At 66.6% G+C, this 12,829-nt stretch carries 13 protein-coding genes; all 13 read right to left on the bottom strand.

What is annotated here, in order from left to right; genetic code table 11:
• Positions 1–33 precede the first annotated feature (33 nt).
• Entirely contained in the window at positions 34–1,005 is a 972-nt protein-coding gene (locus tag EZJ19_RS03165; RefSeq protein ID WP_131444847.1) for an EpsD family peptidyl-prolyl cis-trans isomerase, read from the bottom strand.
• 76 nt (positions 1,006–1,081) lie between these two features.
• The gene (locus tag EZJ19_RS03160) at positions 1,082–1,579 is read right to left on the bottom strand and encodes an FxDxF family PEP-CTERM protein (RefSeq protein ID WP_131444846.1); all 498 of its coding nucleotides are present in this window, start codon (positions 1,577–1,579) and stop codon (positions 1,082–1,084) included.
• A gap of 57 nt (positions 1,580–1,636) precedes the next feature.
• On the bottom strand, positions 1,637–2,224 hold the full coding sequence (locus tag EZJ19_RS03155) for an FxDxF family PEP-CTERM protein (protein WP_131444845.1): 588 nt from the start codon (positions 2,222–2,224) through the stop codon (positions 1,637–1,639).
• 229 nt (positions 2,225–2,453) lie between these two features.
• Positions 2,454–3,632: an XrtB/PEP-CTERM-associated polysaccharide biosynthesis outer membrane protein EpsL gene (epsL, locus tag EZJ19_RS03150; protein WP_131444844.1), complete on the bottom strand. Its 1,179-nt coding sequence runs from the start codon at positions 3,630–3,632 to the stop codon at positions 2,454–2,456.
• 221 nt (positions 3,633–3,853) lie between these two features.
• Positions 3,854–5,146 (bottom strand): adenylosuccinate synthase, encoded by a 1,293-nt coding sequence (locus EZJ19_RS03145; RefSeq protein WP_131444843.1) that lies wholly within the window; start codon positions 5,144–5,146, stop codon positions 3,854–3,856.
• Between the two features lie 22 nt (positions 5,147–5,168).
• Positions 5,169–6,320, bottom strand: a complete 1,152-nt coding sequence (locus EZJ19_RS03140) for an ATP phosphoribosyltransferase regulatory subunit (protein WP_131444842.1) — start codon at positions 6,318–6,320, stop codon at positions 5,169–5,171.
• Complete coding sequence (locus EZJ19_RS03135) at positions 6,317–6,508, bottom strand: DUF2065 domain-containing protein (RefSeq protein ID WP_420813098.1); 192 nt, start codon at positions 6,506–6,508, stop codon at positions 6,317–6,319. Before EZJ19_RS03135 ends, EZJ19_RS03140 begins: the two co-directional genes overlap by 4 nt.
• Complete coding sequence (gene hflC, locus EZJ19_RS03130; RefSeq protein ID WP_131444841.1) at positions 6,505–7,380, bottom strand: protease modulator HflC; 876 nt, start codon at positions 7,378–7,380, stop codon at positions 6,505–6,507. The genes EZJ19_RS03135 and hflC overlap by 4 nt, the downstream gene beginning before the upstream one ends.
• Positions 7,377–8,573, bottom strand: coding sequence for an FtsH protease activity modulator HflK (hflK, locus tag EZJ19_RS03125; protein ID WP_131444840.1), 1,197 nt, complete (start codon positions 8,571–8,573; stop codon positions 7,377–7,379). Before hflK ends, hflC begins: the two co-directional genes overlap by 4 nt.
• On the bottom strand, positions 8,560–9,720 hold the full coding sequence (gene hflX, locus EZJ19_RS03120; protein ID WP_131444839.1) for a GTPase HflX: 1,161 nt from the start codon (positions 9,718–9,720) through the stop codon (positions 8,560–8,562). The genes hflK and hflX overlap by 14 nt, the downstream gene beginning before the upstream one ends.
• A gap of 98 nt (positions 9,721–9,818) precedes the next feature.
• Complete coding sequence (gene hfq / locus EZJ19_RS03115) at positions 9,819–10,052, bottom strand: RNA chaperone Hfq (protein ID WP_131444838.1); 234 nt, start codon at positions 10,050–10,052, stop codon at positions 9,819–9,821.
• Between the two features lie 209 nt (positions 10,053–10,261).
• The gene (gene der, locus EZJ19_RS03110) at positions 10,262–11,659 is read right to left on the bottom strand and encodes a ribosome biogenesis GTPase Der (protein ID WP_131444837.1); all 1,398 of its coding nucleotides are present in this window, start codon (positions 11,657–11,659) and stop codon (positions 10,262–10,264) included.
• Positions 11,656–12,828: an outer membrane protein assembly factor BamB gene (bamB, locus tag EZJ19_RS03105; RefSeq protein ID WP_165873436.1), complete on the bottom strand. Its 1,173-nt coding sequence runs from the start codon at positions 12,826–12,828 to the stop codon at positions 11,656–11,658. The genes der and bamB overlap by 4 nt, the downstream gene beginning before the upstream one ends.
• Between the last annotated feature and the right edge of the window lies 1 nt (position 12,829).

Genomic DNA, 12,829 nt, shown 5'->3' with positions numbered 1-12,829 from the left:
CAATCCGTTCCGCGACCGGCGGCCGGCATCGCCTCACTTCAATCCGGCCACGCCCTTCGCCGCCTCGTCATGGGACAGGGCGCTGTCCGGCGTAGCCGGGGCGGGTGCGGGTGCGGGACTGGCTGCCGGCGCGGGTGCCGCCGCCTCGGCCGGCTGGCCGAGCTCGCCGACGTATTCGATCTTGGCCGTCTCGCGCAAGCGCTTCATCTCCGCGCTCGCGGCCTTGGCGGCCTGCTGGGCGGCGAGATACTCGTTGATCTTCGGCAACGCGGCGGTCAGATCGACCGGGCGGGCCTGCGATTCCAGCACCTGGTAGAGCGAAAGGGTCTGCGGCCCTTCGTACATGACCATTTGGCCATTGCCCGCCGCGCCGAGTCTCGCCAGCGCGTCGATGGGCAGTTGCTCGGCCGCCTGCACGGCGATCCGAGCCTGGAAGGGGACGTTCTGGGCCTTCAGGCTGGCGGCGATCGCGTCCAGCGATTGCCCCTGGGCCACCGCCGTCTTGACGTCGGCAGCCTGCGGCAGGCCGTTCGGCAGGGCCAGTTCGCGCAGGCGATAGATCTTGCGCTTGGCGAACAGGTCCGGATGATCGTTGAAGTACTTCTCGGCCTCTTCCCGACTCGGGGCGGCCTGGCCGGCGGAGAGCTTGCGCAGATAGGCGCCGGCGATGATGTCGTATTTCGCCTCCTCGATCGCCATCATCACCTCGGGCGTACGATCGAGTTCGTCCTTCATCGCCTGCTGGTAGGCCAGTTGGCGGTCGATGAGCTTGTCGAGCACCTGCTTGCGCACGGCCTCGGGCGCATTGGCGAGCTTGGGCTGGCGGGCCAGCACGTGATTGAGCTGGTGCACGGAAATTTCGTCGCCGTTCACCTTGGCCAGTACCTGGCTGGCCGTCTTCCCATCCTTCTTGTCACCGCACCCGGACAGGAGCGCAGCGGCAAGGCAGGCGGCGAGCAACATTCCGGCCCAGTGGGGACGGGAGACGATGGGCATCAGAGGCATTGGATTGATCCGGTTGCGTTTCGAGTGAGCAAAAAAAAGCGAGGGGATTGCACCCTCGCCCTCGAATCTATAGCACTCACACGGCGCTTTTATTACGACGCCGGGCCATGTAACCGAGCATGCCGAGGCCGGACAGCATCAGGGCCCATTCGCCGGGTTCCGGAACCGGGGCGGCGGACAGGTAGACGCTGTAGCTGCCACCGTTCGCCTTGTTGCCTTGGCCGGTCACGGTCAGGGTGTGGGTACCCGCCGCCAGGGTGTCGGTATCCAAGACGTAGGCCCAGCTGCCGTCGACGGTCACGGTCTGGTCGACACCGTCCAGGGACACGGCGAAGTTGTTCACGCGCGAGGACTTGGTGGTCAGGCTCAAGGCGCTCACGTCGATCATGGTCGGATCGGTCAGGTCGAAGACGAAAGAATCGCTGAAGGCACCGTTCAGGCCGCTGACGTCCATGGACCAGACATCGGCGAGCATCTGGGTCTCGTCGACATCGTAGGTGGTGGCCATGGCGGTACCCGCCGACATCACACCGGCGCCCAGCAGGGCACCGAACAACACGTTACGAAAATTCATGTTTTGACTCCTCGGTAAATTACAGTTGGTAAAGCGTTGAGCAGGACGGGCGAACGGTCAGGCGCGCGGTTGTCCTTGTTGTGTCGTGGTACGCCGATGCACCATGAAGCCGAGCAGGCCGAGGCCGGACAGCATCATGGCCAACTCGCCGGGTTCCGGCACCGCGGCGACGGAATAGGAATACTGGCCCGCGATCCCGGTGGTGTTGCCGGTCACCTTGAAGAAGTAGTAACCCGGGTCGAGCGCGGGGGTGGTGAAGCTGATGTTGTCCCCGCTACCCAGACTGGCGACCAAGGTACCCGTGCAGTTCTGGTTGGCGTAGGAGCAGGTGCTCGCGCTGGCCGAATAGAGATCGACCGCGAGGTCGTCGATGTTCACCGACAACAGCACCATGCCGGCGAGATTGACCGAGTTCGGCATGTCGTTGACGCTGCCGACCACTTGCCCGGAAGCATCGAGCAGGGAGATGGAGGATTCGCCGACCGAGAAGCGCAGGTAATCGGTGAACGCTCCCGGGAACAGCAGGTTGTGGGTGTTCTCGCCGCTCGGAATGACGTCGAGATCGTCATAGTAGGCGTGGGCATTGGCGGCGAACACCAGGGCGGCGCCCGCAAGCGCCGTGGAAATCTTACTCCCGACCTTCATGATTAAACCTCCTTATATAAGCAACCAGTAATGGGTAGCTGTATTAGGCCAAACTGGGTGCAATATTATCAATGACCCGTTCAGGCTATCAATTTTTTATATATTTCGTATTTCTTTGTGTTGCACGGGAGACACACACGATGGTCGTTTTCCGCGCCGGACGGCGACTGCAGAGCGATGCCGACGGGGCCGGCCAAGCCCGGGCAAGGCCGGTGCCCGGCGCGACAACCTAGAAAGCGACATGGACGCCGACGCCGACCATCGTGTCCGTGTAGTCGAAACCGGGATAGTTCGAGTCACGATTCTGCCGGCGCGCCGTGGCGGTCACGCCGGTCGTCCGGGTCGGTTCCCAGGACCAGGTCAAGACCAGCGCGTTGCGCTTGTCGTCCCGCGACGGGCCGGCCCATGAACTCGGCGCCCCCCCGTACTGGTCGCGCCCGTAGACCAGGCTCGCCGCCAGCGTCTGTTTCGCCGTGATCGACCAGTAAGGCCCGACGCTGAGGTTGTCGGCCGTGTAATAGCTGCTGTAGACGTCCTGCCAGGAGCGCAACTGGCGCTCGTACTCGGCGCGCACGCCCAGCTTCCCGGTGGCCGCCCAGGTCAGGGTCGCACGTGCCCGCCAACCGTCGTAGTCGCGCTGGGGATCGTCGTCGTGGTTGCGATCGACATAGGCGGCCACCGCCTCGATGCGCGTCTTGTCGTCGACCGGGTAGACCAGGCGGGCCTCATACTCGGTCTGGTCGAAGTTGCCGACCGTGCTTCGATAGCGGCCGTTCCGGCTGATGTAGCGGAATTCGAGCTTGCGCCCCGAGCCCGGGTCGTAACGCAGGCCGGCGCTCCAGCCCTTCAGGTCGAAGTCGCGATCCTGGCTGACGTCGTTGTAGCTGTCCGACTGCTTTTCCTGGAGGTAGCCGGCGAGCGCGTGCCAACGGCTGACGACGTGGAAATCGGCCTCGAAGCGGTTGTTGGTGCGGGTGCGGACCGTGCGGTTGAAATCGTTCTTGGCGTCGAAGCCGACCAAGGCCTCGGTGCGGTCCGAACTGGCCACGCCGGAGATGCGCGGACTGACGTGCCAGTCCAAGCGGCCACTGTATTGGAAGCTGTCGTAGTCGAGAAAGCTGTGGTTGCTGTAGCGATTGCGTCCGACCGAGGCGTCCAGCCTGAAGCGCTGCTGGCTGAACGGTTTGTCGATGCTGACCCCGACGTCGGCGGTCAGGACGTTGTCCGACTTCTTGCCCCACGGCAGGGCCGCCCCGTCGTCCACCCGGAACAGGTTGCTGTCGTAGGTGTAGCCGGCGTCGGCATAGAGGTTGAAGACGTCCGCGTCGTCGGCCCAGACACCGGCGCTGACCAGCATGGCGGACAGCACGCTCAACCGGCCGGCCATTCTCCCTATGAATTCGCTCATGATTCGCCGCGCGTTGGATTATTAATTTTTTATGATAATGCCAGTTTTATTACAAATCTTATCTCCCGCGGCACGGGAATAGCGGCGACCTTGGTTTTGTTGTCCTGCCGCCACCGCCAGGACGCCGGCCGGATGGATGGCCGGTGCAGACGGGAGAACGCCGGAGCCAGTCCGGCATCATTGCGCAGCCAGCCGGCATTGCACCGGCCGGCCGGGGGCGGTCACTCGAACGGATGCCGGCGCACGATGGTCTCTTCGCGGTCGGGGCCGGTGGAGACGATGTCGATGGGCACGCCGCAGAGTTCCTGCATGCGATCGAGGTAGGACTGCGCGTTGGCCGGCAGGTCCTCGAAGCGGGCGACGCCGACGGTGCTTTCCTTCCAGCCCGGCAGTTCCTCGTAGACCGGTTCGCAGCCGGACAGGGCTTCGGAACCGACCGGCAGGATGTCGCACACCTCGCCGTCGAGCTTGTAGCCGGTGGCGATGCGTACCGTCTCCATGCCGTCCAGGACGTCCAGCTTGGTCACGCAGAGGCCGGAGATGCCGTTGATCTGGATCGAGCGCTTGAGCGCGGCGGCATCGAACCAGCCGCACCGGCGGGCACGCCCCGTGGTGGCGCCGAATTCGTGACCCTTCTCGGCCAGCCACTTGCCGTTGTCGTCGAACAGCTCGGTCGGGAACGGGCCGGAGCCGACCCGGGTGGTGTAGGCCTTGGTGATCCCCAGGATGTAGTGCATGCTGGACGGCCCCATGCCGGTGCCGGTGGCCGCGCCGCCGGCGGTGCAGTTGGACGAGGTGACGAACGGATAGGTGCCGTGGTCGATGTCCAGCAGGGTGCCTTGGGCCCCCTCGAACAGCAGGTTCTCGCCGCGCTTGTTGGCTTCGTAGAGCTTGCGCGGCACGTCGCCGATCATGGGCTTGATCTTCTCGGCCAGTTCCATGGCCTGGTCCAGGGTCTTGTGGAAGTCGACCGTTTCCCACTTGAAGTAGTTCTTCAGGACGTAGTTGTGATAGTCCAGCACCTCGCCCAGCTTGGCGGCGAAACGTTCGCGGTGCAGCAGGTCCTGCATGCGGATGGCGCGGCGGGCGATCTTGTCCTCGTAGGCCGGGCCGATGCCGCGCCCCGTGGTGCCGATCTTGCCGGCGCCCTTGGCGGCCTCGCGGGCATGGTCGAGGGCGACGTGGTGGGGCAGGATCAACGGGCAGGCCTCGGAGATGGTCATCCGGCCGGTGACGTCGACGCCTTCCTTCTCCAGCATCGCGACTTCGTCGATCAGGGCCTCCGGCGAGCAGACCACGCCGTTGCCGATGTAGCAGTGCACGTTGTCGCGCAGGATGCCCGAGGGGATCAGGTGCAGCACGGTCTTCTTGCCCCCCACCACCAGGGTATGGCCGGCGTTGTGGCCACCCTGGAAGCGGACCACCCCTTGGGCGCGGTCGGTCAGCCAGTCAACGATCTTGCCCTTGCCTTCGTCACCCCACTGGGTGCCGATCACGACGACGTTCTTGCTCATAGCGATTCCAAATCAGGTTTGGTTACAAAGGAATGATGGTCCAGGCGCCCGCCTCGCGCACCAGTTTTCGGTCGCAGCCCAGGTCAGCGCCCGTGCCGGCCTGGCCCGGGAATTCGGTCACCACCCGCTCGCCGGCCGCGCGCAACTCGGCGACGCGACCGGCCAACGCGGCGTCGCCGCCGAGCGGCGCCAGGATTCCGGGCCGGGCGGCCGGTTCAGGCAGGCTGTTCAGGATGCGGCGCAGGTCCAGGCTGAAGCCGGTCGCCGGACGGCTGCGCCCGAACACCGCGCCGGTGTTGTCGTAGCGGCCGCCCAGGGCGACCGACTGGGCCTGGCCGCCGACGTAGGCGGCGAACACCGCGCCGGTGTGGTAGCCGAATCCGCGCAGGTCGGAAAGGTCGACGGCCAGGCCGCGGCCGCCGTCCACGGCCAGCAGCGCCTCGAGGTCGTCGAGGGCGCGGACGACGCCGGGCAGGTCAGGCAGCTCGGCCCGTGCCGCGGCGAGCACCGAGACGTCGCCGTACAGCTCGGGCAAGCGCAGGAAGGCGGCCCGCCAGTGCCCGGCCAGCCCCTCGGTCAACTGCGCCAGGGTCGGCGCATCCTTGGCACGCAGGGCGCGGAACAACGGCCGTTCCACCTCGGCGGACACCCCGGCTGCGGCACTCAGGGCCCGGAACAGGCCGACGTGGCCGAGGCTGATGCGGACCTCCGGCAGGCCGGTCGCCGCCAGGGCCGCAACCAGCAGCTGGAGTATCTCGCGGTCCGCCTCGAGGCCGGCATGGCCGAACAGTTCCGCACCGAGCTGGTAGGGCTCGCGCGATCCGGCCAGGCCTTCGGGCCGGGCATGCAGCACGGGCCCCGCGTAACACAGGCGGGTGACGCCCTGGCGGTTGAGCAGGTGGGCGTCGATACGGGCGGCCTGCGGCGTGATGTCGGCGCGCAGGCCCATCATGCGGCCGGACAGGCCGTCCACCATCTTGAAGGTCTTCAGGTCGAGGTCGCCCGCCGCGCCGGTGAGGAGCGATTCGAGGTACTCGATCATGGGCGGACAGACCAGTTCGTAACCGTAGCCGTCGAGCAGGTCGAGCAGGCGGCGGCGCAGCATCTCGGCCTGGCGCGCATAGGGCGGCAGGATGTCTTCGATGTATTCGGGCAGTAGCCAGGCGTGCGTCATCGGGTAATCAGGAGCAGAAACAGGCCGCTCAGCATGGACGCCAGACCCATGAAGCGGATCTGGCCGTCCCGCAGGGCGGTCATGCGGACAAAGGCCTCACGCCAGGTGGCCGGAGCCAGGAAGGGCAGGACGCCTTCCAGCACCAGCATCAGTGCCAGCGCGGGCACGAAGATGTCGCCCAGGTTCACTTGCTGCTGCCACGGGGCGACTTCATGTAGCGGAAGAAATCGGAATTCGGCTGCAGCACGAGGACGTCGGTCTTGTCCCTGAAGCTGGCTTTGTAGGCCTCCATGCTGCGATAGAAGGCATAGAACTCCGGGTTCTTGGTGTAGGCGGCGGCGTAGATGGCGGTGGCCTTGGCGTCGCCGTCGCCCTTGATCTTCTGGGCGTCGCGATAGGCCTCGGCGATGATCACCTCGCGCTGCTTGTCGGCGTCGGCCTTGATCTGCTCGGCTTCGGCCGCGCCGGTCGAGCGCTGCTCGTTGGCGACCCGTTTCCGTTCCGCCTCCATGCGCCGGTAGACCGAATCGCTCACCTCGGTGGGCAGCTCGACCCGCTTGATGCGCACGTCCATGACCTGGACGCCGAACCGGCGGGCATCCTGGTCGGCCGAGGCACGCAGCTTCTCCATGATGTCGTCGCGTTCGCCCGACACCACGTCATGCACCGTCCGCTTGCCGAACTCGGCGCGCATGCCGTCGTTGATCGTCTGCGCCAGGCGGTTGAGGGCGCGCTGTTCGTCGCCGGCGAAGCTGACGTAGAACTTCTGGACGTCGAAGATGCGCCACTTGACGAAGTAGTCGACCAGGACGTTCTTCTTCTCCGAGGTGAGGAAGCGCTCCGGATCGACCGCGTCCAGGGTCAGGATGCGGGTATCGAACCAGCGCACGTTCTGCACCAGGGGCAACTTGAAGTAGAGCCCCGGTTCGCGCTTGATGCTGACCACCTCGCCGAGCTGGAAGACGATGGCCGCCTGGCGCTGGTCGACCGTGAAGATCGACAGCGACAGCAGCACCAGGGCGAGGACGATGGGAACGATCAGGCTGCCGAGCAGTTTCATGGCCGGGCCTCCCGATCACGTCCGCGGAAGAGATCCCGGTTGCGCGGGTCGGTATCGGCCGCCGGGGCACTGGTCGTGGCCGCCGGGGTGGCCGGCGTGGCCGCCTGGGCGGACGCGGCTCCGGCCGCCTGCATCAGCTTGTCGAGGGGCAGATAGAGCAGGTTGCCGCCCTGCTTGTCGTCGACCAGGACCTTGGTCGTGTTGCTCATCACCTGTTGCATGGCATCCTGGTACATGCGCTCGCGGGTCACCTGGGGTGCCTTGGCGTACTCCACGGCGATCTTGCTGAAACGGTCGGCCTCGCCCTGGGCGTCGGCAACCACCTTCTGCTGGTAGCCGAGGGCTTCCTGGTTCAGGCGCGCGGCGACGCCCTTGGCCTTCGGGATGACGTCGTTGGCGTAGGCCTGGCCCTCGTTCTTCAGGCGCTCGCGGTCCTGGCCGGCCTTGACGGCGTCGTCGAAGGCCGCCTGCACCTGTTCGGGCGGCTGGGCGTTCTGCAGGTTGACCTTGCTGATCGCGACACCGGTCTTGTAGCGGTCGAGGATGTTCTGCATCAGCTTGCTGGCCCGGTCGGTCACCTCGGCGCGGCCCTCGTAGAGGACGAAGTCCATCTTGTTCTTGCCGACGATCTCGCGGATCGCGGTCTCGGCCGCCTGCTTGACGGTCTCCTCGGGATCGCGGTTCATGAACAGCCAGTCTTCCGGGCTCTTCAGGGTGTATTGCACGGAAAGCTGCAGGTCGATGATGTTCTCGTCGTCGGTCAGCATGAGGGATTCGGACAGGTTCTTGCCGCCGCCGCCCCGGTAGCCCACCTCGACGGTACGCACCTGCTCGACGTTGACCACCTCGGCGGACTCGAACGGATACGGCAGATGCCAGCGCGGACCCGGCTGGGTCGTCTCGACGTACTTGCCGAAGCGCAGGACGACACCGCGTTGCCCGGTATCGACGATGTAGAACCCGGAGGCCAGCCAGACCATGACCGCCAAGATCAGCAACAGGCCGGCGCCGCCCGGGACATGGAAGTTCGCCGCGCCGCGACCGCCGCTGCCGTTGACGTTGCCGCCACCCTGCTTGCCGCCAAACAGGCCGTTCAGGCGCTGGTTGAAGCGCCGCCAAAGCTCGTCCAGGTCGGGCGGACCACCATTGCCACCGCCCCGGTCGTTACCCCACTGGGGATCATTCCAAGCCATCTTGTCCGATTTCAGTTTGTTGTGATTCCGGCCCGCGCCGGTCCTGGGCGAATTGCACCAGTGCCTGCCGCAGCAGATCGATGCCGGCGCCCGTTCTGGCGCTCAGCGACACGCGCGAAATGTTACCACACTCGTCCAGCGCGACCGCCGGCTCCACACCGGTCAGGTCGATCTTGTTCATGACCACGATGCGCGGCACTTCGTGGGCGCCGATCTCGTCCAGCACCTTGTCGACCTCCTCGACCTGGCGATCCCGGTTCGGGCTCGCCGAGTCGACCACGTGCAGGAGCAGGTCCGCCTTGGCGGTCTCCTCCAGGGTGGCGTGGAAGGCGGCCACCAGGGTGTGCGGCAGATGGGTGATGAAACCCACCGTGTCGGACAGCACCACCTGGCCGACGTCCGGCAGCCAGAGTTTGCGCGAGGTGGTGTCGAGGGTGGCGAACAGCTGGTCGGCGGCGTACACCTTGGCACGGGTCAGGGTGTTGAACAGGGTCGACTTGCCGGCGTTCGTGTAGCCGACCAGGGAGACCGAGAGCGCGCCGCCGCGCTGGCGGGCCCGCCGTTGCAGGGCACGGCTCTTCTCCAGCTTGGCCAGGCGGCCCTCGATGTTCTTGATCTTGGCGTTGATCATCCGGCGGTCCAGCTCGAGCTGGGTCTCGCCCGGACCGCCGCGCATGCCGATGCCGCCCTTCTGGCGCTCCAGGTGGCTCCAGCCGCGCACCAGGCGGGTGGCGTAGTGGCGCAACTGGGCCAGTTCGACCTGCAGCTTGCCCTCGTTGGAGCGGGCACGCTGGGCGAATATTTCCAGGATCAGGGCGGTGCGGTCGAGCACCCGGCACTGGATGCGCCGTTCCAGGTTGCGCTCCTGTACCGGCGAGAGTTCGTGGTTGAAGATCACCAGGCTGGACTCGGTCGCCCGGGCCGCCTCGGCGATCTCGTCGGCCTTGCCGCTGCCGACGAACAAGGCGGCGTCCGGACGCTCGCGGCGGCCCTGCACAACCTCGGCGACGGCCAGGCCGGCGCCGCCGGCGAGCAGTTTGAGTTCGGCCAGGCTGTCGGCGTACTCGGGGTCGCCGAAGTTGACGCTGGCCAGGACCACGGACAACCCGCGTCCGGTGGCATCGGACGTCTGCGGACGATCAAACATCGAGGTTCAATTCGGGTGCCCGGGGGCCGGCGCCGGCCTGCCTGCCGGAAACGGGAGGGCTGGGCCGCCAGGCGGGCGGGCAACGCAGGCGGGGACGCTCAGTCTTCCTCGCCCGGCTGACGGTAGGCGACGGCGCGTGCCGGCACCACGGTGGAGATGGCGTGCTTGTAGACCATCTGGGTCACGGCATTCTTGAGCAGCACGACGTACTGGTCATAGCTGTCGATATAGCCCTGCAACTTGATGCCGTTCACAAGATAAACGGAAACCTGCACCTGCTCCTGGCGCAGTGCGTTCAAAAACGGGTCTTGTAACTGCTGCCCTTTGCTCATGGCGTTATTCCTTATGAATCAATTCAATTGCGCAAGTCGCGACGCGACCCGCGGGACCGGGATTTTAACCTATCGCCGGATACATGCATCCTGAATATGCAGGATTTTGCAAATATTGCCAACCACATGGACGTCGCCGGCGCCGGCAAGTTCCGTTCCCGCCGGGCCACCTCGCCATCGCCCGGCGCGGCGCCGTGCCAGGCGCCGGCTCAGCCGAATTTCTTGGTGCGCTGGCGGCGCAGGCGCAGGGCCTTGTGGACCTCGTCCTTGGATGGCGGCGCCTTCGGCTTGCGGTTCTCGAACGGATTGTGGCCGGTCCGGAATTCCACCCGCAGCGGCGTGCCCTGGATCTCGAAGGCCTCGCGGAAGCAGTTCTCCAGATAGCGCTGGTAACCGCCTTCGAGGCTCTCCATGTGGTTGCCGTGCACCACGATGACGGGCGGGTTCATGCCCCCTTGGTGGGCGTACTTCGGCTTCGGCCGGAACTGGCCGGCGCGGGCCGGGTTGTGCCGGGCCACCGCCTCCTGCAGGACGGCGGTAAGGCGCGGCGTCGGCAGCTTGATCATGGCCGCCCGGTAGGCCTCGTCGATGGACTTCAACAGGCTCGGCACCCCGGTATTCTTCAGGGCCGAGATGTAGTGGAACTTGGCGAAGGAGAGGAAATCCAGCTTGCGGGCCAGTTCCTGCTTGATCTGGTTGCGCCGGTAGTCGTCGGTGTCGTCCCACTTGTTGATCGCCACCACAAGGGCGCGGCCGGCCTCGAGGATGAAGCCGGCCAGGTGGGCATCCTGCTCGGCGATATCCTGCTTGGCGTCCAGGACCAGGACGGCGACGTTGGCGTCCTCGATGGCCTGCAGGGTCTTGATGACGGAGAACTTCTCCACCGTCTCGGTGACCTTGCCCTTGCGCCGCACGCCGGCGGTGTCGATCAGGGTGTACTTGCGCCCCGCCCGTTCGAATTCGACGTAGATCGAGTCGCGCGTCGTGCCCGGCTGGTCGAAGGCGATCACGCGCTCCTCGCCCACCAGGGTGTTGACCAGGGTGGACTTGCCGACGTTGGGACGGCCGACGATGGCGATGCGCGGATGGTCCTCGACACTCTCGTCCTCGGCCGCCTCGAAGGCTTCCAGGACCAGTTCCATGAGTTCGCGCACGCCCTCGCCGTGGGCCCCGGACACGGCATAGGGCGCGCCCAGGCCGAGTTCGTGGAACTCCGAGACGGCGACGTCCGAACGCATGCCTTCGGTCTTGTTGACGGCCACGAACACCGGCCGGCCGGTCCGGCGCAGGCGGTCGGCGATGATCTTGTCCTGGGGCGTGGCGCCGGCGCGGCCATCGACCAGGAAGACGATGGCGTCGCCCTCGTCCACCGCCTGCAGGGTCTGCCGGGCCATCTCGGCCAGGATGCCGCCGTCCACCACGGGCTCGAAGCCACCGGTGTCGACCACCAGGTAGGGCTTGCCGCCGACCCGGCCATGGCCGTAGTGGCGATCGCGGGTCAGGCCGGGCTGGTCATGCACCAGCGCCGCCCGGGTCTTGGTCAGGCGGTTGAACAGGGTCGACTTGCCGACGTTGGGGCGGCCGACCAGGACGATGGTGGGTTTCACTGGATCTTGAACGCGTACACGCCGCCGTTGACGGTCTGCACCAGCAGGCCGTCGTCACCGAGCGCCTGCATGTGGCCGATCACCGCGCTGCCGTCGGTGCCGGCCCGGCCGACCAGGGCGCCCTCTTCCAGGCTGAGCAGGTGCACGATGCCCTGGTAGTCGGCGACGGCAACGTACTTGCTGAATACCACCGGCGTCAGCACCTCGCGGTCGAGCAGGCTCTCCTGCTTCCACAGGCTGGCGCCACGCAGCTTGTCGTAGCCCTGGATGATGGAATGCTCGTCGGCGGCGAACAGGAAGCGCGGGCCCATGGCGACACCGCCCGGACTCGAGAAGTCGCGCATCCAGACCGGGTTGCCGGTGGTCTGGTCGAAACAGCCGAGCCGGCCCTGGTAGGCGCCGGCACAGACCAGGTGGTCGTCCGCCGCCAGCGCGCCGGCGACGTCGGCGATGCGTTCGAGTTCGGTCACGCCCTTGGGCAGGGCCACGTTGGCCTCCCAGAGCGGGGCGCCGTTGGCCAGCGACAGGGCGGTCAGCTTGCCGCCCGGGTGGCCGGCGAACAAGGCCCGGCTGGTCAGCAGGAGGTCGCCCTGCAGGCGCGAGATGAGGGCGGGCAGGACCCGGCTGTAGACCCAGCGCTGCTTGCCGTCGGCGGCATCGAACAGCCAGATGCGGCCATCGTTGCCGCGCGCCGCCACGAGGCCGCCGGCCGCGACCGGCGCGGTGAGGATCTCGCCCGACAGGGTCGCGGTCCAGTCGAGTTGGCCGTTGTCGGTCCGGAAGGCCAGCACCTGGCCCTTGGGCGTACCGACCAGGACCACGCCGGAGCCGACGCCGACGCCGGCCGACAGGCTCTGCTTGGCCTCGGCGCGCCAGACTTCCTTGCCGGTGGCCAGATCGAGCTTGACGACGCGGCCGTCGGCACTCGCCGCGTAGACCGCCTGGCCGTCGCTGGCCGGCGAGAAGGCGTACGGCTTGCCCGCGCCGACGTTGACGTCCCACAGGCGGGTGAGCTTGGCGACCGGCTTGATCTCCGCCAGTTCGGCCGGCTTGGTCTTGGCCGAACCGCCGGACAGGCCGAACCAGCCGCCGACGTCCCCGATGACGTTCTTGGTGGTGCTGCAGCCAGCCAGAGCGGCCGCCAACAACAGTGCCAGCAATACCTTCATG

This window comes from Parasulfuritortus cantonensis (assembly GCF_004337445.1).
Lineage (GTDB): Bacteria > Pseudomonadota > Gammaproteobacteria > Burkholderiales > Thiobacillaceae > Parasulfuritortus > Parasulfuritortus cantonensis.
Note: the sequence above shows the minus strand (reverse complement) of the source record. Positions and strands in the feature narration are given on the sequence as shown.